The following is a 23289-nucleotide window of genomic DNA, read 5'->3' on the forward strand; positions in this document are numbered from 1 at the left end:
AAAGGAGAATGTTATGAAAAAGTCGATGGCACTGATGGTTATGGCGGCGGTTCTTGGTATGGGCGGGTGCACCGGCCCGGCTTCCCTCACCCACTCCGCCAAGCTCTCCACGGTACCGGCCTGCTACCAGGACGAGACCGAGCAAAACGTCGCGATCCCGCAAGGGTACGCGGAGCTGCGGGTGGTTTCCTCGCTGAAAACCCACCTCCCCGGGGAATTCGGCCTGGACGACAACGGCCACGGGTTGCCGCACTATCAACTCGCGGTGAGCATCGGGGAGCAGACGACCTTGTTGCAGGGGGAACTGCTGCAGGAAAAAGGGAGCTACGGCTTTTTCCGCAATGCCGAGTCGGGCGAGGGGATGCGCTACCGCTTTGGAAAGCGGCTGCGGGTCAAGGCGGGAACCCACAAACTGGTGGTCGGGCTTCCCGGGGACGACATAAACATAGAAAAGGAGATTTCCCTGGCCGAGAAGAGCCGGAACACCCTGGTGCTCGAACCGGTTTACCGGCTCACCGCGCGGGCGCAGCGGATCGGGTTCTACGGCGAGAGTAGCTTTAATGAAGGTATCAAGGGCTTTAAACTTGTTTTAAATGGTGAGGCGTTATAAACTCAGGGTCCCGGTTTGCCCCTGGGGGGGGAGACCCCGTGGGCGCCAGACCGTAGGATAAGGCCGCGTCGAAGCGGTGCCGCGCTTCAGCTGCGGATAGGATTCCAACTTCTGTGGGAGCGCCATTCCTGGCGCGAAATGGGACATTCGCGCCAGGAATGGCGCTCCCACAGGGTGTTTTGCCGGCAGCTGCCTCTGGGCTGACCTCACGGTCGAAACCGGAGGTCGCGCAGATCCGACCGGGAAAGGAGTGCTCATGATTCGCGACGCCGTGCCCGAAGATGCCGCGGCCATCTGCCGCATTTATAACCCTTACATCGAGCAGACGGTCATCACGTTTGAGACGGAGCCGCTCAGCGTGGAGAAGATGGCGGCCCGGATCGAGAGCTACCGCGCGCATTATCCCTGGCTGGTCGCCGAGGAAAATGGTGCGGTGGTCGGCTATGCCTACGCTGCCAAGTGGCGGGAGCGCCGCGCCTACCGCTTTGCGGTGGAGAGCAGCGTATATATTGACCAGTCGGCGCAGGGGCGCGGTCTTGGGGTGCTTCTCTACCAGGAACTGTTCGTCCGGCTGGCGGCGATGAAGATCCACGCCGTCCTGGCTTGCATCTCACTCCCCAACCCGGCGAGCATTGCCCTGCACGAAAAGCTCGGCTTTGCCAAGGCGGCTCACTTCACCGAAGTCGGCTGGAAGTTCGACCGGTGGATCGACGTGGGGTATTGGCAGAAACTGCTGGGGCAATGAGCAGAGAGCAAGCTGTAGGGTCAATCTTCATATGATCGCCTCTGGTATCGGAAGAGGGTGCCCGAAAAAGGGGGGGAGATGCTTCGTGGCGCTTCCCCTCACCCCGACCCTTTCCCGGAGGGAGAGGAAGATAATTCATCAGAAGTGCAGGCTTTACATACTAACGACCGCAGGAGGCTGGGAACTGAAATGACACATGGCAACAAGCTTGATTACGGCACCTTCGAGGCTACCAAGGCGCGCAGCGCCGCGCTGGAACAGGACCTGAAGATTAATCCCCAGAAATACCGCGTCCTGACCGGGGACCGCCCGACCGGCGCCCTCCACATCGGGCACCTCTTCGGCTCGCTCCACAACCGGGTCCGCCTGCAGAACCTCGGGGTTCCCATCTACATCGTCATCGCGGACTACCAGGTGCTGACCGACCGCGACATGTTCGACCAGATCTCCCAGAACGTCCATCAGCTGACCCTCGATTACCTTGCCGCCGGCCTGGACCCCAAATCCGGCCATACCTTCATCTTCCCGCACAGCCATGTCCCGGAACTGAACCAGCTGCTTCTTCCGTTTCTGACCCTGGTCACCCAGGCGGAACTGGACCGCAACCCGACGGTTAAAGAGGAGATCCAGGCGGCGGGGCAGAAGCGGATCAACGCCGGCATGTACATCTACCCGGTGCACCAGGCGGCCGACATCCTCTCGGTCAAAGGGAACATCGTCCCGGTCGGCAAGGACCAGCTGCCGCACCTCGAACTCTCCCGTGTCATCGCCCGCCGCTTCAACGAGCGTTTCGCCGGAAACACTCCGGTCTTCCCCGAACCGCACCCGTTGTTGAGCGAGGCCCCGGTCATCCTCGGTCTGGACGGCTCGCAGAAGATGAGCAAGAGCCGCAACAACGCCATCATGCTTTCGGCAACCGAGGACGAGACCGCCGCCCTCATCAAGCGGGCCAAAACCGACGCCGACCGCACCATCACCTACGACCAGACCAACCGCCCCGAACTCGCGAATCTCCTGCTCCTCTGCTCGCTCTGCACCGGGCGTGCTCCCGAGGCCATCGCGGATGAGATCGGCGACGGCGGGAGCAGCAAGCTGAAGGGGTATCTCACCGAATCCCTTAACGAATACCTTCGCCCGCTGCGCGAGCGGCGTCGGGAACTCGCGAAGGATCCGGAGATTGTGAAAAACGTGTTGAGGGATGGAATTTCTGCCGCACGCGCCGTCGCGCAAGATACACTTAGCGAGGTCCGAAGGGTGATGAATATGGAAATCTGAGCCAAGGAGGTTCCCCCGTCATGAAAGTGATCGCGGTCAACGGCAGCCCGAGGAAGCAGTGGAATACGGCACTTCTCCTTGAAAAAGCTTTGGAGGGCGCCGCCGCGAGAGGAGCCGAGACGGAGATCATTCATCTCTACGATCTCAACTTCAAGGGGTGCATGAGCTGCTTCGCCTGCAAGACCCGGGGCGGGCCGAGCTACGGCAGGTGCGGATACGACGATGATCTGACACCGATCCTCAAGAAGATCGAGGACGCCGACGCCCTGATCATCGGTTCCCCGATCTACTTCGGCAACGTGACTGGCGAACTGCATTCCTTCCTGGAGCGGCTCCTCTTCCCGTACGGGACGTACACCGAGCCGCCCCAGAGCCTCTTCCCGAGAAAGATAAACACCGCGATCATCTACACGATGAACATGAGGAAGGAACAGGCGCGGGAATTGGGCTATTTCCAGCAACTGAGCGGGCATGAGCGGACCCTGGAAGAATGGTTTGGCGCTTCCGAGTCCCTCTACAGTTTCGACACCTACCAATTCGACGATTACAACCGGGTGGTGGCCGACCGGTTCGACCCGGGCAAGAAGGCCAAGCGGCGCGAGCACATCTTCCCGCTCGACCTGCAAAACGCGTTTGACCTGGGGAGCCGGCTGATCGCGGAACCGTGCTCGCCTTGAGGGGCTGGATGGGTTTGGGAATGGATAAGTAAAGGGGGACTGGCACCTGCGGAGCCAGTCCCCTTCTTCGCTTCGCAGCGGCTCTTCATCGGGTTGGCAGGTAAAGGATATGGAACCGGAAAGCTCCAAGTACGCGCGGATTTATCATGTGGTATCCCTGATACCGCCGGGGCGGGTCGCCACCTACGGGCAGGTGGCACTCCTGGCCGGGCTTCCGGGGCGGGCGCGACTGGTCGGGCATGTTTTGAGTGCCAGCACCGACCGCTCGTTACCCTGGTTCCGGGTGGTCAACGCTTCCGGGGGAATCAGCATCCGCTCCGGTGCCATCTCTTCGGACACCGAACAGCGGTTGCGGCTGGAACATGAGGGGGTGGTGTTCGACGCGCACGGGCGGCTTTCGCTGGAGCGTTACCGGTGGCGGCCGGAGCCGGGGGAATTTTAAACGTAGGGAATCCGGGAGGGGTGGCCATCAACCGTAGGGGCGCAGCATGCTGTCATGCTGCGCCCTTTTTGCGTCTGGGGCAGGGGAAATCGAGGGGGGCGAAACGGTTGGTCGGGCTGATGGGCGCAGCATGCTGCACCCCTACCGTCAGGTGGTGCGGTTGCCGGGGGGCGGGGCTAAACGGAAGCTCTGTCGCGACGCCGGGGGAGCGGCTTCACCAAGTCCCTCTCCCGGAGGGCGAACGTGGAGCACATCAGTTCAGGTGGAGTAATCCCACCAGTTCCGCGATCTCCGGCGTGCGCAGCGAATAGCGGACCCGGGTTCCTTCCCGGTGGGAAACCAGGATCCCGCTTTGCTTCATCACCTTGAGATGCTGGGACACGATTGCCTGGGGCAGGTCGAGACACTCCCAGATCTGCATCACGCAGGCCGATTCCCGGGCCAGCCCCGCGGCGATCCGCAGCCGTATCGGGTGCCCCAGGGCTCGGAGCAGCAGCGCGCCTTCCTGAAGTTTCTTTTCCATGTCGGGTGTCAGTTTCCTTTTCAAAGCGACTTCCCCCTTTTCCGGCTGAAAGCCATTCCTCTAATCGAGGATCACATCCTGAATAACGCTGTAGGAGCGCCATTCCCTGGCGCGAATAAACCGGTGCTGCTGCCCCCCTGTTGGAGCGGAATTCCTGCCGCGATTGCCAGCACTGATCGCGACAAGAATGTCGCTCTTTTCGAGATGCCGACGGTTTTACCTTTTACTGTGGGAGCAACATGTTTACATCCTGGTGCGTGCGAAGAAGCGACATTCCATCGCGACAGGAATGTCGCTCCGACAGGGGTTCTGCTTTACCGCTCGATCGGGAAACCGTTGCGGTACCAGCCTACGATGCCGTCGGTCATGTGATAGACGTCGCGAAAGCCCTTTTCCACGAGCATCGCGGCAGCGGATGCCGAACGGGCGCCGACCGCACAGTAGACGACAACCGGCCGGTTTTTCGGTACGGAGTTAAGCCGCGCTCCCAACTCGCTGAGCGGGATCAGCACGGCACCATGCAAATGGGCCTGGCGGTACTCGTCCGGGGTGCGGACGTCCAGAAGGAATGCGTCCTTCTTCTGGGCAAGGAAGGTCTTTACCTGCGGCGAGGTGAGGTTTTTCACCCCGGCGGCAAAGGTGCTCATCGGAATCAACAACAGTAACGACACTACAACCAGGCTTCTTCTCAACATCGATGCTCCTCGTTTTCTCTTCTTTTATTTGCAGCAGGTGGCTTTGGGCTGTTTGGGAACCCCGGCTTTCTCCAGAAAGGTCATCATCGGGCACCAGTTGGTGAATCCGGACTGGAACAGGTTGAGGCCGACAAAGGCGGTGAACCAGAGCCAGTTCGGACTGTGAAAATGGGCCAGGGCCAGGGACAGCAGGGTGAAAAATCCGGCGATGAGACGCAAAAGTCGATCGATATACATGGTGGAACTCCTCTCTATTTGGGCAGCTCGGTTACATCACGGAAACCCATCCTCACCCGGTTCCTCTCCTTGAAGGAGTGGGGACGCCAAGAGCGAGGGATTTGTCTGTCTACTTAGTTATGCCGGTGGCAGGGCAGCCTTTTTCCAGCAGAAGCTCCGCTACTTTGCCGGCTACGCGGCCGGTCAGGTCGGCGCAGCCACCTTTGCCGTTGGCGGTGATCACCTTGCAGCAGGTGGCCCGATACTGCGTCTTGAACCAATGGTGCAGATCCTTGGTAAGGACCGCGGCGCCCTTGCGGTCGCCGTTCATGACCACGCCGAAAGCCATGGATCCCCCGGCCACCGCGCCGCAGAGGCATCCGGCGCCGGAGCCGCCGCCGAACCCGCCGGCCAAAAGCACCACTTCCTCGGGGACCTGGGGGGCGAACGCTGTCTTCACCGCGCTCAGGACCGCCTCCGCACAATGCATCTTGCCGGAACGGTATTTACCCTCGGCATCGGCCGCCACCTTGTCGGCGACCCCCTCGACTTCAACAGTTGCTTCTTTCTTCATCCAGAACATGCTGACTCCTCTTCTATTGGGGTTTCTATCTATGAAGGTTTGTACTGCCTGCTGTTTATTTCCTCACCCCGGCCCTCTACCAGAGGGAAAGGGGGATTAGGCGACCGGTTTCCGGTGCTTTTCCTTCCACGATTCCACCAGGTAGTACAGGATGGGGATGGTGATACGGGAGAGGGTGGTCGAGGCGATCTCGCCGCACATCATGGCGATGGCAAGCCCCTGGAAGATCGGATCGAAGAGGATCACGAAACTGCCGACAACGACTGCGGCAGCGGTGAGCAGCATCGGGCGGAAACGGACCGCGCCGGCGTCGATGATCGCCTCGTCCAGAGGCATTCCTTCGCGGCGGCGCAGTTCGGCGAAGTCGATCAGGATGATCGAGTTCCGGACGATGATGCCGGCCAGGGCGATGAAGCCGATCATGCTGGTTGCGGTGAAGAAGGCGCCCATCAGCGCGTGACCCGGGAGGATGCCGATCAGGGTGAGCGGAATCGGCGCCATGATGACCAGCGGGGTGGTGAAGTCTTTGAACCAGGCAACTACCAGGACGTAGATCAATACCATGACCGCGCCGAAAGCGGCGCCCAGGTCGCGGAAGACCTCGTAGGTGATGTGCCACTCGCCGTCCCACTTGATTCCCGGACGGGTCTCGTCCCAGGGCTGGCTCGCGGCGCGCTGCTCGATGTGGTACCCGCCGGCAAGCGGGATCTTGTCGATCTCCTTCTGCATCTTGAGGATCGCGTAAACCGGTGCCTCGATCACTCCGGCAACGTCGCCGGTGACATAGACTACGCTTTTCAGGTTCTTCCGGTAAAGCGATTTTTCCTCGATCCCGGGCACCACCCGGACCAGCTGGGAAAGCGGTACGTTGCCGTGGGGACCGGTGACGTAGATGGACGAGAGCGATGCGATGTCGCTGCGGCGCGGCTCGGGGAGGCGCAGGTTGATGTAGACCGGCTCCTTCTCGCGCGGGTCGTGCATCAGCCCGGCGGGGACCCCGCCTACCGCGAGCTGCAGGGTCTGCACCACGTCGGCGGTGCTGATCCCTGAAAGGGCTGCCTTCTCGCGGTCCACCTCGAAGCGGACGTTGGGCTGATCATCTTCCTGATACCAGTCGGCATCCACGACGCCGGGGGTCTTCATGAAGATCTCCTTGACCTTGCGGGCGATCTCGACCCGGCTTGCCTGGTCCGGCCCGTAAACCTCGGTCACCAGGGTGGAGAGGACCGGCGGCCCCGGCGGGATCTCGGCAACCTTCAGGCGCGCGCCGTAGCGGTCGGCAACCGCCTTGAGGGCGGGACGGATCCGGCGGGCGATGTCGTGGGACTGGTCGTGGCGCTTGTCCTTGGGCACCAGGTTCACCTGGATTTCGGCGACGTTCGCCCCCTTGCGCAGGTAGTAATGGCGCACCAGCCCGTTGAAGTTGAAGGGCGAGCTGGTCCCGACGTAGCTTTGGAAGTCGGTCACCTCGGGAACCCGGCGCAGCACGTCGCCCATCTCGGCCACCATCCGGGCGTTCTGCTCCAGGGTGACCCCCTCCGGCGCGTCGACGATGAGTTGGAGCTCGCTCTTGTTGTCGAAGGGGAGCATCTTGACGGTGACTGCCTTGAAGTAGATGAGCGAACAGGAGAGAAGCAGGAGCAGCACCACCAGGGCCAGGAAACCGTTACGGACCGGCTTCTTGTGCAGCAGGGCGCCCATGATCTTCCGGTAGAACTCGGTCATCCTGGATTCTTCCGGCTCGGCCGCGCTCCCGAAGTGGGACTCACCCTTCATGAAGCGGTAGGCAAAGTACGGGGTCACGATGAAGGCGATCAAGAGCGAGAAGATCATCGCCATCGAGGCGCCGACCGGGATCGGCCGCATGTAGGGGCCCATCAGCCCGCCCACGAAGCCCATCGGCAGGATACTGCCGATGACGGCGAGGGTGGCGAGCATGGTCGGGTTGCCGATCTCGTCGACGGCACGAATTGCAGCCTCCAAAGGCTTTAGGCGCGTAGTGGTGAAGTAGCGGTGGATGTTTTCCACCACGACGATGGCGTCGTCCACCAAGATGCCGATGGAGAAGATCAGCGCGAAGAGGGTGATCCGGTTCAGCGTGTAGCCGATCCGGTTGAAGATGAACATGGTCAGCGCCAGGGTCACCGGGATCGCGATGGCGGCGACCGCGCCGGCGCGCCATCCCATGAAGATGGCGATCAGGATGGTGACCGAGATGGCGGCCAGGAACATGTGGAACAAAAGTTCGTTGTTCTTTTCCTTGGCGGTCTCACCGTAGTTGCGGGTGACCGTGATCTGCATGTCGGCAGGAATGATCTTTCCCTTGGCGAATTCCACCCGCTGCATCAGGTCTTCAGCAACCCAGGTCGCGTTAGCCCCCTTGCGCTTGGCGACCGCGATGGTGACGGCGGGATGATCCCCGGCGCCCCCCTTGAGCCCTTTTTCGGCCGCGGCCGGGCCCAGCCCGAAAAAGACGTAGTCGGAGGGGTCCTGCACCCCGTCGGAGACATCGGCTACGTCTTCCAGGTAGACCGGGCTCCCCCCCTTGACGCCGACCACCAGCCGCTTGATCCCCTGCGGGCTGTCCAAAAGGGTCCCGGCGTTCAGGGTGTATTCCTTGTTGCCGGAGGCGTAGTTCCCGGCCTGGCGGGCGTAATTGCCTTTCTGCAGCGCCCCCGTCACCTCCAGGGGGGATATGCTGAGCGCCGCCAGCTTGGTCGGGTCGAGCCGCACCTTGAGCTCCCGGGAGAGTCCCCCCTTGATCTCGGTGTCGCCCACGTTGTCCGATTTCTTCAGCTCGTCGCAGAGCTCCCGGGCCACCCGGCGCAAGGCAAAGTGGTCGTAGCGCTCGGACCAGAGGGTAAGGGTGAGGATCGGGACGTCGTCGATCGACTTGGGGACCACCAGCGGGTCCCCGGCGCCGTGGGGAAGGATGCCGCGGTTGCTCATGACCTTGTTGTAGAGCTTGACCAGCGACTCTTCCATGTTCTGCCCGACCAAGAACCGAACGGTGACGATCCCCATGCCGGGACGGCTCGCGGAGTAGACGTACTCCACCCCTTTGATCTCCCAGATCTTCTTCTCCAACGGGGACACTACCCGCTCTTCGACTTCCTTGGGTGAGGAGCCGGGGAGGGGGAGGTAGACGTCGACCATGGGGACGACGATCTGGGGCTCCTCCTCGCGCGGCGTGGCGATGATGGCGTAGAGCCCGAGGAGCAGCGACGCCGCCACGATGAGCGGGGTGAGCTTGGAGTCTATGAAGGCGCGGGCGATTCTCCCGGCAAATCCGAGGTTGTTCATGGTATCTCTCCGTTGCCCCGATTACTCGACTTTCGCCCCGTCGGTCACTTTTTCCGCCCCGGCGGTAACCACGCGGTCTCCCGAGGTAAGTCCGGAGATGACCTCGACGCGGTCGCCCAGGGGCCGGCCGACCTTGATCAGCCGCATGCGGGCGATGCCGTCCTTGCCCACGGCCCAGACCGAGGTGAGGGCGCCGCGCTCGACGACGGCGCGGGCGGGAACGGCGATAGCGGGACGGGCCCCGGTGCGGAAAAGGGCCTTGCCGTAGCTGCCGGAGCGCAGCCCCTTGGCGGCGAGGTCCAGCTTGACCAGGAAGGTCCGGGTCGACGGATCGACGGTCGGTACCACCTCGGCGATGCGCGCCGCGGCCGGTCCCTGCTCCAGGGTGAGATCCACCTTGTCGCCCGGCTTCACCTTGCCGAGGAGCGATTCCGGGGCGGCCACCTCCAGCCGGTAGCCGTCCTCCCCCTCGATGGTGAGAAGCGGGGTTCCCGGGAAGACCGTCTGTCCCGGTTCGGCCTGCCTGGCGACCACCAGTCCGGAAACCGGTGCGGTGACCTGGCCGTAGCCGGCGACGGCGCCGGCGGATTTGGCCGACTGGCGGGCCTGGTCCAGGCGTGCTTTGGCGCGGGCGACCCCCTGTTCGGTAACTTCGCGTTCGGTCTGGCGTTCCTCGAATTCCTGGCGGGTTACCGCTTGATCGTTGTAGAGCTTGTTGAACCTTTGGAAGGTGGCCTCGGCGAGCTTCTTGCGCGCCTTGGCCTCTTCGAGACCGCGCTCGGCTTCCTCGATGCCGGATGCCGCACCCGCCGCGGCGGCACCGGCTTCGGCCGCCTCGATCCGGACCAGGAGCTTGCCGCGGCCGACCCGGTCGCCTTCCTTGACCAGAACCGCAGTGACACTCCCCGGAATGCGCGCCGAAACGACCGCGGCGGTCCTTGCCTTTACCGTTCCCACCGCCTCGATGGTGTCGGGGAAGGATTCCTCGGTTACCGCGGCAACCGTCGCTCCCTGGACCACCGGAGCAACCGGTTTGGCGACCTCGGCCTCTTTTTTGCCGCAGCCCAAGGTGGTGGCCAATACCACGGCGACCGCAGCAGCCAGCAGGCTGATGCGTCCGTTGACTCTGCCGAAGGGGGATATTCCGGAAGGAGCGGCATGACTGGCATTACTGGCTGAGGAGCTTTTCTTGTGGGGGAGCGCCTTTCCAGGCGCGATCCGCCGAAGGCGGTACGTTAGGTTCGGATCAATCGCGCCTGGAAAGGCGCTCCCACAGGGTTTCCTATTGTGGGCCGGCTCCTGGATCATATTGCTGCCGTTCGTAGCTTGGAACGTCGTCTTCATCGCATAACCTCCTGCAGAAATACTCCCGCCGCAAAATAGACTTCCGCGTTCGCCGCTGCGTAACCGTTTTCGGCCTCGACCAGGGAGGCGCGGGACCGGTTCAGCGCCGCTTCGGAGTCCATCAGTTCAACCATCTGGGAAAGCCCGTTTTCAAAGCGTTTGGCGATCAGCCGCATGCTCTCTTCCGCAGCCGCGACCGCTTTGCGTGCCGATTCCAAGCGCTGCGCGCTTTCCTGGCGGCGTAAAAGGCTCTCGCTCACCTGCAGCGACACCTCCCGGCGCGCGTCTTCCAGTCGGGCCGCCGCGGCGCTGCGGGCGTTGCTGGCCCGCTGTTTGTCGTGCGATCTGCGGTTTCCCTCGAAGATCTCCCAGCGCAGGTTCACCCCGATGCTCCAGGAGTCGTGGTCCCAGCCGAGAGGCACGTCGCGGTCGTTGATCTGGTAGGAGGCGCCGGCGTAGACGGTCGGAAAGTAGGCATCCCGGGCCTGGCGCAGGGAGAGGTCACCTTTTTCCACCTGTTTTTCCCCACCCTTGAGGTCCTGCCGCCGTGCCAGGGCCAGGTTCACCAGGTCCGGCTCGGTGAGCGGAGAAGGGGCGAGGGTAGGGGGCTCGACGATATCCAGGGCGGAGCCGGTCGGCCCTCCCACCACGAGGTTCAGTCTCAGGCGCGCCACCTGGAGATCGTTTTTAGCCGCGATCTGGCGCTGTTCCGCCTCGGCGAGTTCGGTCTCGGCCCGCAGCCGGTCCGATTTCAGCCCGACCCCGTCCTTTTGCCGAACCTCGGAGAGCCGGAGGTGTTCCCGTGCGTCGGCAACGGCCTGCTCGGCGATCTGGTGCATGGCGCGGGCCCGGCGCACCTCGAGGTAGGCCTGGTAGACGCGGAAGGCAATCTGCTCCCGGCCCATTTCCACCGAGGCGGTGGCCGCTTCGGCGTCCTTGGCGGCAAGCGCCACCGAGGTGCCGATGCTGCGGTCCCACAGCGGCTGGTCCAGGGTGACGGCGGTGTGGAAATCGCCGCGCGCCGAGGGATTGTTCAGGGTGGCGGGATTGAAGTCTCCGGCGCCGATCCGCCCCTCGTCCAGTTTCATCATGAAGACCCGGCTGGGGGAGTTGGTAAGGGCGGCGCCGGTTTCCAGGTTGAGGTGCGGCAGGTACCGGCCGCGTCCGGCGGCGACGGTCTGCTGGGCGGCCTGCTCGTCGAAGCGCGCGGCTTTGAGGGTGTTGTTGTCGGTCAAGGCGCGTTTGACCGCTTCGCGGACCGTCACAGTCTCGCCTGCGGCCAGTACGGTGCAGGGAAATAGCGCTGCGGCAAGGATCAGGACCAGCTTCTTCACGTCGGTTCTCCTCGTGTGGTTTCTTATCCGGAAACCGCCTGTGGCGGTGGGCCTGCTGTTTTTCCCTCCGCTGCGGGAGGGAGGGGTTTGCGGTTGCCTCGGCTGGTCGGCTCGGGTGGAAGTTTGAAATTATAATCTGGGAAGGTATATATATTGAAAAGAGAATATTGTCAATCTGCTATTTTTGGTTTTCTTCCAAGGACCTGAAATTACATGGCATTCGCCGGTTTGTCCCGAATCTCGCCGCTGGGCGGAAAAAGGGACCTCCGATTTTACCCGGAGGTTGATTTTCATGAGAGGATCTCCCTTGCCTTACTCTTGCAAATGGAATAACATCCCGGGCATGGCAAAAATCCGGACTCAATACTACGGTCTGGCGCTGCTCGTGTCCCTGTTGCTCGCCCTCTCTATTTTTTCGGCTGGCATGCGCGTCCCGGACTTGGGTCGTCCCTACCGTCCCAAGCCCCTGCAGCGGGCCGTTCTCGAAAAAGAAGAGACGGTTCGGGAATCAGGCGTGAGGGGGGTGGTGGTGCCGGTCGCCGTTCTCCCCGTGGCACCCGGATTGGATCCCCGGCAACTCATCTCCCTCGTGGTTGTCGTGCTGGTGTTCTCCTCCCCCACGTTCCTCGTCCGTCCTCCCCGGACTTCGCGGGCACCTCCTTGTTGTTGATGCTGCCGGCTTTCTAACATCAACTAGGCTTTTCAACTCATCACAAGGAGATGCTTGAATGAAGATCAATAACCGTCGTATCGTACCCGCTGTACTGCTCGGAATGCTTGCTTTTACCGGTTGCGCGAAGCAGGGGTTGGTGAAAAACGATCAGCCGATCGCGCCGGCCGCCGTTGTCACCCCGGATGCCAAGAGCGCCAAGGCGGACGCGGCCAACGCCCAAAATCGTGCCGCCATTACCCCAGAGAACATCGTCGTCTCCCAGCCGGCGGTGGTGCCGGTTGCCGGTGAAGGGCAGAAAGGGGCCAACGGCGACGCGGTCGGCGCGGCCAACCTGCAGCATGGCCTGAGCAGCATCTATTTCGGGTTCGACTCCGCGAGCCTCGATCAACAGGCACGCCAGAAGCTGACCGAAGACCTCGAGGTCCTGAAGCACAACTCGCAGAAGAAGGTCCGGATCGAGGGGTACTGCGACGAGCGCGGCTCCGATGAGTACAATCTGGCCCTTGGTGAACGTAGGGCTCAGGCTGCGGCCAAATACCTGGCCGCCCTCGGGGTGTCGTCCAAGCAGCTGACCACGATCAGCTACGGCAACGAAAAGCCGGCGGATCCGGGGCACGACGAAGCGGCGTGGTCCAAAAACCGCCGCGACGAGTTCGTGCTGGTTCCGTAAGCGTCGTAGGTCGCGTTGCGGGACGAAACGCGACGCTTCCGCCCTGTGCCAATCGTTGTGTTTCGATGAACCCGTTCAACGCAATCCTCTGAGTAAACGACAAAAAAAGGTGAGGCCCGATTCAGGCCTCACCTTTTTTATTCACTGCCGGCAAGCGTTGACACCGATAGTTGGTATGGATGCAAACGGTGACTTTGACATAAATTTGCGGGTTCTTTCGGGCTGCTGCTTGCAACACAATTTCGCAACGGTATATTCCTTAAGTCTCTTTCACCGCAGGTACCTCATTGTCCGCACGATGATCTTTGCTGGCCTGTGACAGACAGTCGGTCTGCTCTGATTCAGTTTCTTGACTTGAATGGAGATCGCTTCTTTTACTGACTTCACTGCATAGGAGGGGGTAGATGGTAATTTTCGTTATCGTTCTTGCCTGTCTCTGGGGCCTCATCGCCATCATCGCCTTGATCAAACGGCACTGAAAGCTACTCACCCGTCCTGCCTCACCTCCCGCTCAACATATCTATTTCGTCCAATCAATCGAGCAGCTTCTTCCCGTACCCCTTCAACATCAGAGAGTTGGTCACCACCGAAACCGAGGAGAGGGCCATGGCCAGTCCGGCCCACTCCGGCGGGAGCAGTTTTCCTGTCAGGGGAAAGAGAACCCCAGCGGCGACCGGAATGCCGACCACGTTGTAGATCAAGGCCCAAAAGAGGTTCTGCTTGATCTTCGCCAGGGTTGCGCGCCCCAGCCGGATCGCCCGTTCGACGTCGAGCAGATCGTTGCGGACCAGGATCACGTCTCCGGTTTCCTTGGCGACGTCGGTACCCGAGCCGATGGCGATGCCGATGTCGGCCTGGGCGAGCGCCGGGGCATCGTTGATGCCGTCGCCCACCATCGCCACCTTCAGGCCCCGCGCCTGGAATTTGCGCACCACCTCGATCTTGTCCTGGGGCAGGACCTCCCAGGCCGTCTCGTCAATCCCCACCTCGCGCGCCACCGTCTGCGCCACGAGCCGATTGTCCCCGGTGACCATGAAGGTCTTGAGTCCCAGCCCCTGCAGGCGCCGGATCGCCTCCTTGGTCGTTTCCTTGAGCACGTCGGCCAGCGCGATGATGCCGATCACCCGCCCGGCCAGCGCCACCACCATGGTCGTTTTCCCCGCGCCGGCCAATCGCGCCAGATGCCCCGCCAGTTCCCCCATGGCGATCCCGTGCTTTTCGATCAGCCGGCGGTTGCCGACCAGCAGCGGTGCGCCGAGGTAGTCGCAGGAGATGCCGTGCCCGCTCTCCTCGTGGTAGCCCGAGACCTCGAAGATCTCCACCCCTTCGGCCCTGGCCCGCGCCACCACCGCCTGGGCCAGCGGATGCAGGGACGGCGCTTCTCCGGAGCCGGCAATGGCAAGGATTTCCTTTTCCGTGTAGGGGCGTGCCGCAACGACATCGGTAACTTCCGGCGTTCCCTTGGTCAGGGTCCCGGTCTTGTCGAAGCCGATCGCCTCGATCTTCGAGATGCCTTCGAGAACCGCCGCGGACTTGAAAAGCATGCCGCGGTTCAGCCCTACCCCGGATCCGACCATGACCGCGGTCGGGGTCGCCAGTCCCAAGGCGCAGGGGCAGGCGATGACCAGCACGGCGATGGCGGCCGTGAAGGCGAAGACGAAGCTGCTGTCAAGGGCGAAGTACCAGATCACGAAGGTAATCGCGGCCAAAACGACCACGGTCGGGACGAAGTAGGCGGATATGGTGTCGGCCAGCCGCTGGATCGGGGGCTTCACCCCTTGCGCCTCGGCGACCAGCTTCACGATCCCGGAAAGGACGGTGTCCTTGCCGGTCTTCAGTACCCGGACCCGGATGCTGCCGGAGCGGTTGATGGTCGCGCCGATCACCTGGGCTCCCGGCCCCTTTTCCACCGGGATCGGCTCGCCGGTCAGCATGGATTCGTCGATGCTGGCCTCGCCGTCCACGATCTCACCGTCCAACGGAATCCGCTCCCCGGGCTTCACCAGCACCAGATCGCCGACCTGCACCTGGGAGGCGGGGACCTCCCGCTCGACGCCGTCGACCAGCAGCCGCGCCTTGTCCGCCTGCAACTCCAGGAGCCGCTTCAGCGCCTGCCCGGCGCGCCCTTTTGCTTTGGCTTCCAGGTACTTCCCGAAGCGGACGAAGGTGATCAGGATGGCCGAGGCGTCGAAAAAGGTCGGACCGGCGAAGAAAAGGTCCGGGAAGGTGGTGCAGACGCTGTAGCCATAGGCGGCGCTGATCCCGAGCGCGACCAGGACGTCCATGTTGGCGGAGCCGTTTCGGAACGCGTGGTAGGCGCCGCGGTAGAAGGTCAATCCGGCGGAGAACTGGACCGCGGTCGCCAGGGCGAACATCACGTACATCCAAAACGGGGTCATCGGTAGCCAGAACATGATCGGCATGATCGGCAGCGAGAGGACGGCGCTGAAAATAAGCCAGTTCCGTTGCCGCGCCGCCGCGCTGTCCTGCTCCTCGCCGTGGCGGTCTTCCAGCGGAATGTAGCCGGCTTTCCTTACCTCCTCGAAGATCCGGTCCCGGTCGACCCGTCCGGGTTGATAGACCGCGGTCACCGTCTCCTGGGCGAAATTCACCGAAACGCTGTCGATGCCGGCGACGTTGCCGAGCTTCTTTTCGATGGTGAGGGCGCAGTTGGCGCAGCTCATCCCGCTCACCTTGAACTGGGCCGTGACCGGAGCCCCGGCCTCACCGGCCGGCGCCGCCTCGGGGGGGGTGGTTGGCGGCTGGGGCGGAGGAGCAACCGCCGCATCCGCTTTCGGCTCGGGCGCGGTCAGCGCATAGCCCGCCGCCACGATCCGGGCGCCGATGTCCTCCAGCTCGGGTGCGTCCGGCGCCCGATGGAAGCTCGCCTTCTTTTCCTCCAGGGAAACGTGGACGTGGTCGATCCCCGGCAGGCCTTCCAGGAGGTCGGTGACCTTTTTCACGCATTTCATGCAGCTCATGCCGTAAACCGGGAGCTCACAACGTTCCGCCTGGAGCTTACGGGGGGAGCGTGCGAAACCCGCCGCTACGATGGCGGCGCCGATTTCGTCCAAGGTCGGTGCCTCGGGGGTGCGGGTGAACGTTGCCTTCTTCTCCTCCAGGGAGACCTGCACCGCATCGATACCCGGCAGGGCGTACAGAAGGTCGGTGACCTTCTGTACGCAGTGGTGGCAGTCCATCCCGTAGACGGGAAGCTCGCAGCGCTCGGGTTCGGCGCTGGGCGGCGTCAGGGAATATCCGGCCTCCACGATCTTGCGCCTCACCTCATCCACCGGGAGGCCGTCCGCCTTCCGGCTGAAGAACGCCTTGTTGTTTTCAAGCGATACCTGCACCTGTTCGATTCCCGGCAGGGACTCGAGGAGTTCGGTCACCCGTTTCACGCATTTCTGGCAGTGCATGCCGTAAACGGGAAGTTCGCAGGATTGCCGATCTTGCTTGCCGGCCACATCAGTCATGGATTGATCTCCTGAACGGACCGGGGATAACGGTCCGCAGTTACCTTGGCAAAGGGGAGGGGAGGTTTACTTGATCAGCTTGAAAATGGTCGTGATGACCTCATCCACGACCTGGTCCCCGCCCGATTTCAACTGCTCGGTGACGCAGGATTTCATGTGCTTTTCCAGGAGCAGTTTCGCCACCCCATGCAAGGCGGACTCGACCGAGGCGACCTGGTGAAGGATGTCGTCGCAGTAAACCTGGCGCTCGATCATCCCCTTGATGCCGCGCACCTGACCTTCGATCCGGTTCATCCGGTTCACGAGGTCACGAACCGTCTTCTCGTCATGGTTGCTTTTGCGGACCCCTTCGGATTTGCTGCCGCAGGTGGGACACGAATCGTCTTTGCTCATCGGACGCTCCTTTGCTTTATAGTCTGATTATACCCTACCCCCCTATCCTAAATTCTGTCAAGTTCGATCTTCATGGAGTTGGCGAGGTGGTTTTGGTAGATCCGGTATCTCACGGTAGGATGGGGGGGCGCCAGTCTCTTCCCGGGACCCCACCCGTCATAGGGGGGAGAAAAGGCAGGGTGGACGGAAGGGAAGGAAGATTATATTTACTTAATTTTTTAACGTTAGTATGATCTAACTGTGGTTTGGCCTTAGGGCTCATTCTTGCAGCGTAGAAAGGAAAGGAGAAGGTTATGGGAAGATTGCTTCGAATCGCAGCGGTGATTCTCAACCTCGGGTTGGTGGCCGCCATCAGCGGCTGCGCCCACACCACGAAGAGCGAAACCGCCGGTCAGTACGTCGATGATTCAGTGATCACCAGCAAGGTAAAAGGGGAGATATTCCGGGAACCTGGACTTAAATCCCTCCAAATCAACGTGAAGACCTACCAAGGCGTGGTGCAGTTGAGCGGTTTCGTTGACTCGACAGATTCGGCCCGCAAAGCCGGGGACATCGCCCGCTCGGTCCAAGGGGTACGGGAAGTTCGCAACGACCTGGTGGTGAAGTAAAGCCCTCGGGCGAATTGGTGAAAATGGGTCCTGGAAGCCGGTCTTCTAGGACCCGTTTTTCTAGGCAATGATGGTCGGAGAGGGATTTGGGACTGTCAGAGGGGGAGGTCGACATGGAAAACGTTGCCGATTACGTGGCGCATCTTTCGGCCCAGCTCTACGAGTGGGACCAGCGGCTGGCGCGGCTTCGAGAACGGGCCGAACTGGTTCCGGCTCAGGCACGGCTTAATTTCTTCAGCGACATCGAGCTTTTGGAGCTGCGCCGGAAAGTGGCGGGGCAACTAATCCGGGAGATCGATGCAGCCGGTGGCGAGGCGGCCGAGGACGAGCGCCGTGCGTTGGAGCGGATCTGGGCCGACCTGCGGGGCTCGTTGCAGAACCTGGACGTCAAAATCGGATGAGGAGGTGGCCTCATATATGCCGTTGCTGCATGTAGTGCTGATACTAATCGTCGTGGGAGTCCTGCTGGGGCTGGTTAACCGCCTGATCCCGATGGAAGGATCGATCAAGTCGATCCTAAACGCCGTGGTGGTGATCGCGGTGGTGGTGTGGCTGCTGAGGATATTCGGACTTCTGGACGAGCTTCGGAGATTCCACCTCAGGTAGCAAAGGAGACACGAAAATGATCTGGACCATAGTCGTTTTACTTTTCATCCTGTGGCTGGTTGGGCTGGTTACCAGTTACACACTGGGCGGATTCATTCACATATTGCTGGTTCTCGCCGTCATCATTGCGGTGGTGAACCTGTTGTCGGGACGCAGGGCATTGTAGCTCTCCGACCGAGTTTTCCACCAGGGGAGGGGGCCATCCCTCGCCCCTGAATAACTGATCGAAACTAAGCCCCCTCCGGAAAGAAGGGGGCTTAGTTTTTTGTGTATTCAGCGTTTGGGGAAAGGGCCGGCGGCTTGGGAACCTCCCCTTGGAGGTGTTACTTCTTGAGGAGCTCGATTTCCAGGGCGATGGTGACTTCCTCGCCGACAGCTACCCCGCCGGTTTCCAGGGCGGCATTCCAGGTCAGGCCGTAGTCCTTGCGGTTGATCTTGGTAGTGGCGGAAGCGCCCCGCTTGATGTTACCCCACGGATCCTTGAAGGCCTTGGTCGGGCCTTCCACGTCGAGGACCGCTTCGCGGGTTACGCCATGGATGGTCAGGAAGCCGTAGACCTTGAGGTGGTTGGCGCCGGCTTTTTTCACTTTTTTGGAGACGAAGGTAATGGTCGGGTACTTCGCGACGTCGAAGAATTCGGCGCTCTTGAGGTGCTCGTCACGCTTGGTGACCCCGGTGGTGATGGAGGCGGTGTCGATGGTGACGTTCACCTTGGACTTTGCCAGGTCCTGGTCGTCGATTTCCACGTTGCCGGAGTACTTGGCGAATTCACCCTTTACGTTGGAAACCATCATGTGGCGTACTTTGAAGCCGACGTTGGAGTGGTCGGTGTCGATGGCCCAGGTGCCGGCAGAGGCGAAGGTGGGCAGGGCGAGGGTGATGATGGCGGCGAGGGATTTAACTAAGGTTTTCATGGTCTCTCTCCTTGTAGGAATGATTTGTCTGTCGTTGATTTGAAGTGCGATAGTTGAATGTTTAACTAGTAGGTCAAAAAAACTGGCTTCTGCTACACCCCCTTTTTCTGCTGCAAACCGAGCTTGCGGCAAAGCCGCCCGAGTTCTTCCTGCTCCGCTTCGGTAAGTACCGACATCTGTTCCGTGATCGCTGCGGCGTGGTTGGGAAACACCTCGCTGATGAGTGCCTGTCCCGCTTCGGTCAGGTGGATCGTGAAGTAGCGGCGATCCTGAGGATCGCGCTCCCGGCGCACCAGCCCCCGCTTTTCGAGGTTGTCGATGACCATCGTGATGTTGCCGGTGCTTTTGCGGATCTTCTGGGCGATATCCCTTTGGCACAAGGGGCCCAGGTAGTAGATCGACTCGAGCACGTCGAACTGGCTGATGGTCAGCTCCGCCTTCGGAAGGTGCGCGGTGACCCGGGTGGTGACCGAGTCGGAGGCCCGCATCAGCTTGATGTAGGTATCCAGCGCCCGGCGCGTCTTTTCGTCTCCCTGATAACTGCTTCCCATGTTGTTCACCCTCAAATAGTTTAAAGTTAAACTATCAAGAGCGAATGGATCTGTCAACGAAAAAAAATAGGGGAACTTGGGGGGCGTCGAAGATGCGTTGGGGGCGGCGGATAAAGGGCTGTGGGGGCGCCATTCCTGGCGCGAACCGCCGCAGGCGGTGACCGTGATGGCGACTGATCGTGGCTGGAAAGGCGCTCCCACAGGGAGGTACCTTGCCCGGTTCGGGCGTTCCGGCTGCGACATTGGGGAATGCGGATCAGCGAAACGAAGCGGCTTAAAGGAGGGGGGCGTCGCGCCGGTCTTCGGCGCGACCGGGCCGAACTTATCCTTGCTGTTGCTTCAGGTAGGCGGCGAACTCCATGTCCATCTTCCCGATGTGCTGGAGCAGCCACGTGGTAAGGGTCTTGTTGGTCATGATCACCAGGGAAAGGGTCGCGCCCTCGTCCCGGAAGGAGCGTTCCAGCTTTTCGACGTCCTTGATGAACGCTACGTGCAGCTGTTTGTGTTCCGGATAAAGCGGGTAATGGCTGCGAAACTGCAGCTTTTCCTCCGCCGTGAAATGCTCCACGACGTACTCGCGGAGAAAGCCCAGCAGCTGAAGCACTTCTTCCTTGCCGCGTCCATCGCTGCAAGCGGTGAACAGGCGGTCGAACCGCGCAAACAGCTCCTTGTGCTGATTGTCGATCTCCTCAACGCCGGTTGCCAGACTTTCGTCCCACGAGATTCTCATTGCCAATCCTCATCCTTCCCTTGATGTGATGAGCGGAGCCGGATTTCCCCTCGATTAAGTTTTTCCCGTCGTCCGGCGTTGCGGGTCAGGGGGGAAAATTACCATTTCTGGATTCATTGTGCAACTGCTGCAAATGGGTCCTAAAAAAATATATTGCAATTTCAAGCGGTTCTCTGCCACGATCACGCGGATACCTTTTATTGCCGCCAGGATGTGTAACAATACCTGGCGACCAAGTTCGCTGTACCAGTTAGGCTTGGCTAATCAAATAATTCTTCACTGATTGCTTTTGGAGTCGATGAGATCCTGTAGTGTCTCCGGACGCACCCAGTCCTGCGACTCGCAATGCCAGAAAGGAGTCATGATGATTCAAAAGAGAAAGAAGAAGATCATTCACAGTCCCGGGCTCACCGACCTCCCACCCCTCTCCATGGATGTTCCCGCCCTGATGGATGATTTTCGCCATCACTATACCTATCATCTCGGGCGGGACCGGTACTGCCGCTCCGTCGATTATCACTATACGGCGCTGGCCCTTACCATCCGGGAGCGCCTGATGGAGCGCTGGAAGAGCACCCGCTACGCCCACCTCGAAGCCGATACCAAGACCGGCTACTACCTTTCCCTGGAATTCCTCATGGGGCGGGCCCTGGGCAACGCGATGCTCAACCTCGGCATCACTGACGCCGCCTCCCAGGCGCTCTACAACCTCGGGATCAACCTCGAGGACCTGGCCGAGGCCGAGATCGATGCCGGGCTCGGCAACGGCGGCCTCGGCAGGCTTGCCGCCTGCTTTCTCGACAGTTGCGCCGCCCTGCAGCTGCCGGTCATGGGGTACGGCATCCGTTACGAGTACGGGATGTTCCGGCAGCGGATCGAGGACGGCCGGCAGGTCGAGGAACCGGACCACTGGCTGCGCAACGGGTATCCCTGGGAGGTGGAGCGCCCGGAATTCACCCAGAAGGTCCGCTTCGGCGGCCATACCCAGGTCTATCGCACCGACGACGGGAATCTCCGCTACCGCCTGGTTGACACCCACGATATCCTGGCGGTCCCCTACGACATCCCGGTACCCGGTTACCGCAACAACACGGTGAACACGCTCCGGCTTTGGAAGGCGACCGCGACCGACGTCTTCGACCTGCACGAATTCAACGCCGGCAGTTACACCGAATCGGTCGCCATGAAAAACGCGGCCGAGAACATCACCATGGTCCTCTATCCCAACGACGCGAGCGAAAACGGGAAGGAGCTCCGGCTGCGCCAGCAGTACTTCCTGGCCTCGGCGAGCCTCCAGGACGTGGTCGCGCGCTGGAAAGTCATGAAGAAGGGGGATTTCAGCGGGTTTGCCGAAAAGAACTGCTTCCAGCTCAACGACACCCACCCCAGCTGCGCCGTGCCGGAACTGATGCGGATCCTGATGGACGAGCAGGGGATGGGCTGGGACGAGGCGTGGAGCATTACCACCCGATGCATGGCCTACACCAATCACACCCTGCTCCCCGAGGCCCTGGAGAAATGGTCGCTGCCGCTGTTTCAGCAGCTTTTGCCCCGCATCCTGGAGATCATCCTGGAGATCAACGCTCGCTTTCTGGCCGAGGTCTCGGTCCGCTGGCCCGGCGACAACAACAAGCTGCGCCAGCTCTCCATCATCGAGGAGGGGCCGGTGCCCCAGGTCCGCATGGCCTACCTCGCCATCGTCGGGAGCTTCTCGGTCAACGGGGTCGCCGTCCTGCACTCCCGTCTGCTGTCCCAGGGGCTTTTCCGCGATTTCTACGACATGTGGCCGGATAAGTTCAACAACAAGACCAACGGCGTGACCCCGCGGCGCTGGCTCGCCTGGTGCAATCCCGGGCTCAGCTCGCTCATCACCGAGAAGATCGGGGACGGGTGGGTCGCCGACCTGCAGCAGATCGAGGGGCTCTTGCCTCATGCCGAAGACCCGGAGTTCCGCAGTCGTTGGCACGCCGTAAAGCGCGCCAACAAGGAGCGTCTCGCTGCCGTGGTCGCGGAGAAGTGCGGGGTGAATTTCAACCCGGACGCCCTCTTCGACGTCCAGGTGAAGCGGATCCATGAATACAAGCGGCAGCTGCTCAACGTGCTGCATGTCATCCATCTTTACGACCGGATCAAGCGGGGCGACGTCTCCGACTGGACCAACCGTTGCGTCCTGATCGGCGGCAAGGCCGCTCCGGGCTACTTCATGGCGAAGCTGATCATCAAGCTGATCAACAACGTCGCCAACGTGGTCAACGAGGACCCGGACGTCGGCGACCTCCTCAAGGTCGCCTTTGCCGCCAACTACCGCGTTTCCGCGATGGAAGTCATCTGTGCCGGCACCGACCTTTCCGAACAGATCTCAACCGCCGGGAAAGAAGCGTCCGGCACCGGCAACATGAAATTCATGATGAACGGCGCCATCACCATCGGGACGCTCGACGGCGCGAACATCGAGATCCGGCAGGAGGTGGGGGACGACAACTTCTTCATGTTCGGGCTGACCGCACGCGAGGTGGAGGACCGGCGCCGCAGCTACGATCCGGCCTCGATCGTTGCCGCCGACCCGGATCTGCGGCGGGTGATGAACCTCATGGAAAGCGGTCACTTCAACATGTTCGAAACCGGGATCTTCGACCCGATCGTCAATGCGATCTATTCGCCCAGTGATCCCTGGATGGTCGCCGCCGATTTCCGCAGCTTCGTCGAGGCGCAGAAGCGGGCGGGCAAGGTCTACCTGGACCGCGAGGCCTGGACCCGGATGAGCATCGTGAACACCGCACGCAGCGGGAAGTTTTCGACCGACCGGACCATCAATGAATACAACGATGACATCTGGCATCTGACCCCGGTGCCGGTGAAGTTCCCATAAGGCTTCGATCTTCGGATGCAAAAGCAGGCGCGCCAGACTTAGGATCTGGCGA

Annotated in this window: 23 protein-coding genes; 11 read left to right on the forward strand and 12 right to left on the reverse strand. The window is 61.4% G+C overall.

The genetic code is table 11. The features are described from left to right. Positions 1-13: 13 nt before the first annotated feature. The 5 genes from JFN93_RS03260 to JFN93_RS03280 all read left to right on the forward strand — a co-directional run bounded on the left by JFN93_RS03260 (position 14) and on the right by JFN93_RS03280 (position 3749). Complete coding sequence (locus tag JFN93_RS03260; protein ID WP_199382555.1) at positions 14-610, forward strand: hypothetical protein; 597 nt, start codon at positions 14-16, stop codon at positions 608-610. A 256-nt stretch (positions 611-866) separates the two neighbouring features. Then, positions 867-1355 carry an arsinothricin resistance N-acetyltransferase ArsN1 family B gene (locus JFN93_RS03265; protein ID WP_199382556.1) on the forward strand — a complete coding sequence of 163 codons (489 nt, stop codon included), beginning with the start codon at positions 867-869 and terminating at the stop codon, positions 1353-1355. Between the two features lie 189 nt (positions 1356-1544). After that, positions 1545-2630, forward strand: coding sequence for a tryptophan--tRNA ligase (gene trpS / locus JFN93_RS03270; protein ID WP_199382557.1), 1086 nt, complete (start codon positions 1545-1547; stop codon positions 2628-2630). Positions 2631-2650: 20 nt separating this feature from the next. Beyond that, on the forward strand, positions 2651-3307 hold the full coding sequence (locus JFN93_RS03275) for a flavodoxin family protein (protein WP_199382558.1): 657 nt from the start codon (positions 2651-2653) through the stop codon (positions 3305-3307). Between the two features lie 109 nt (positions 3308-3416). Then, on the forward strand, positions 3417-3749 hold the full coding sequence (locus JFN93_RS03280; protein ID WP_199382559.1) for an MGMT family protein: 333 nt from the start codon (positions 3417-3419) through the stop codon (positions 3747-3749). A gap of 253 nt (positions 3750-4002) precedes the next feature. Here the strand turns inward: JFN93_RS03280 and JFN93_RS03285 are convergent, their stop codons facing one another. The 7 genes from JFN93_RS03285 to JFN93_RS03315 all read right to left on the reverse strand — a co-directional run bounded on the left by JFN93_RS03285 (position 4003) and on the right by JFN93_RS03315 (position 11747). Beyond that, entirely contained in the window at positions 4003-4272 is a 270-nt protein-coding gene (locus JFN93_RS03285; RefSeq protein WP_199382560.1) for an ArsR/SmtB family transcription factor, read from the reverse strand. Between the two features lie 314 nt (positions 4273-4586). Further along, entirely contained in the window at positions 4587-4967 is a 381-nt protein-coding gene (locus JFN93_RS03290; protein ID WP_199382561.1) for a rhodanese-like domain-containing protein, read from the reverse strand. 24 nt (positions 4968-4991) lie between these two features. Then, positions 4992-5204 carry a YgaP family membrane protein gene (locus JFN93_RS03295; protein WP_199382562.1) on the reverse strand — a complete coding sequence of 71 codons (213 nt, stop codon included), beginning with the start codon at positions 5202-5204 and terminating at the stop codon, positions 4992-4994. 109 nt (positions 5205-5313) lie between these two features. Next, positions 5314-5766, reverse strand: coding sequence for a C-GCAxxG-C-C family protein (locus JFN93_RS03300; protein ID WP_199382563.1), 453 nt, complete (start codon positions 5764-5766; stop codon positions 5314-5316). A 96-nt stretch (positions 5767-5862) separates the two neighbouring features. Then, entirely contained in the window at positions 5863-9069 is a 3207-nt protein-coding gene (locus JFN93_RS03305; protein WP_199382564.1) for an efflux RND transporter permease subunit, read from the reverse strand. A gap of 21 nt (positions 9070-9090) precedes the next feature. Then, positions 9091-10413: an efflux RND transporter periplasmic adaptor subunit gene (locus JFN93_RS03310; protein ID WP_236021508.1), complete on the reverse strand. Its 1323-nt coding sequence runs from the start codon at positions 10411-10413 to the stop codon at positions 9091-9093. Beyond that, positions 10410-11747: a TolC family protein gene (locus JFN93_RS03315; RefSeq protein WP_199382565.1), complete on the reverse strand. Its 1338-nt coding sequence runs from the start codon at positions 11745-11747 to the stop codon at positions 10410-10412. The genes JFN93_RS03310 and JFN93_RS03315 overlap by 4 nt, the downstream gene beginning before the upstream one ends. Before the next feature lie 728 nt (positions 11748-12475). Here JFN93_RS03315 and pal point away from each other — a divergent pair. Then, the gene (gene pal, locus JFN93_RS03320) at positions 12476-13090 is read left to right on the forward strand and encodes a peptidoglycan-associated lipoprotein Pal (protein WP_236021509.1); all 615 of its coding nucleotides are present in this window, start codon (positions 12476-12478) and stop codon (positions 13088-13090) included. A gap of 533 nt (positions 13091-13623) precedes the next feature. Here pal and JFN93_RS03325 read toward each other — a convergent pair. Further along, positions 13624-16566: a heavy metal translocating P-type ATPase gene (locus tag JFN93_RS03325; RefSeq protein WP_199382566.1), complete on the reverse strand. Its 2943-nt coding sequence runs from the start codon at positions 16564-16566 to the stop codon at positions 13624-13626. Positions 16567-16632: 66 nt separating this feature from the next. Next, entirely contained in the window at positions 16633-16959 is a 327-nt protein-coding gene (locus JFN93_RS03330; RefSeq protein ID WP_199382567.1) for a metal-sensitive transcriptional regulator, read from the reverse strand. Between the two features lie 293 nt (positions 16960-17252). Here JFN93_RS03330 and JFN93_RS03335 point away from each other — a divergent pair, with 293 nt between their 5' ends. The 4 genes from JFN93_RS03335 (at position 17253) to JFN93_RS03350 (ending at position 18339) form a co-directional block, all read left to right on the forward strand. After that, a complete protein-coding gene (locus tag JFN93_RS03335) occupies positions 17253-17567 on the forward strand; it encodes a BON domain-containing protein (RefSeq protein WP_199382568.1) in 315 nt (104 codons plus the stop codon). Between the two features lie 113 nt (positions 17568-17680). Further along, positions 17681-17968, forward strand: a complete 288-nt coding sequence (locus JFN93_RS03340; RefSeq protein ID WP_199382569.1) for a sll1863 family stress response protein — start codon at positions 17681-17683, stop codon at positions 17966-17968. Positions 17969-17984: 16 nt separating this feature from the next. Further along, positions 17985-18173, forward strand: coding sequence for a Thivi_2564 family membrane protein (locus JFN93_RS03345; protein ID WP_199382570.1), 189 nt, complete (start codon positions 17985-17987; stop codon positions 18171-18173). Positions 18174-18189: 16 nt separating this feature from the next. Next, entirely contained in the window at positions 18190-18339 is a 150-nt protein-coding gene (locus tag JFN93_RS03350) for a lmo0937 family membrane protein (RefSeq protein WP_199382571.1), read from the forward strand. 157 nt (positions 18340-18496) lie between these two features. Here JFN93_RS03350 and JFN93_RS03355 read toward each other — a convergent pair whose 3' ends face one another. The 3 genes from JFN93_RS03355 to JFN93_RS03365 form a co-directional block, all read right to left on the reverse strand. Continuing rightward, positions 18497-19087: a YceI family protein gene (locus JFN93_RS03355; protein WP_199382572.1), complete on the reverse strand. Its 591-nt coding sequence runs from the start codon at positions 19085-19087 to the stop codon at positions 18497-18499. Between the two features lie 92 nt (positions 19088-19179). Continuing rightward, positions 19180-19638 (reverse strand): MarR family winged helix-turn-helix transcriptional regulator, encoded by a 459-nt coding sequence (locus JFN93_RS03360; protein ID WP_199382573.1) that lies wholly within the window; start codon positions 19636-19638, stop codon positions 19180-19182. Positions 19639-19960: 322 nt separating this feature from the next. Next, positions 19961-20368 carry a bacteriohemerythrin gene (locus JFN93_RS03365; RefSeq protein ID WP_199382574.1) on the reverse strand — a complete coding sequence of 136 codons (408 nt, stop codon included), beginning with the start codon at positions 20366-20368 and terminating at the stop codon, positions 19961-19963. Positions 20369-20732: 364 nt separating this feature from the next. Between JFN93_RS03365 and JFN93_RS03370 the strand changes: the two genes are divergently transcribed. Further along, on the forward strand, positions 20733-23237 hold the full coding sequence (locus JFN93_RS03370) for a glycogen/starch/alpha-glucan phosphorylase (RefSeq protein WP_199382575.1): 2505 nt from the start codon (positions 20733-20735) through the stop codon (positions 23235-23237). The last annotated feature ends 52 nt before the right edge of the window (positions 23238-23289 follow it).

It is taken from the genome of Geomesophilobacter sediminis, assembly GCF_016458275.1.
In the GTDB taxonomy this organism is placed as follows: Bacteria; Desulfobacterota; Desulfuromonadia; order Geobacterales; family Geobacteraceae; genus Geomesophilobacter; species Geomesophilobacter sediminis.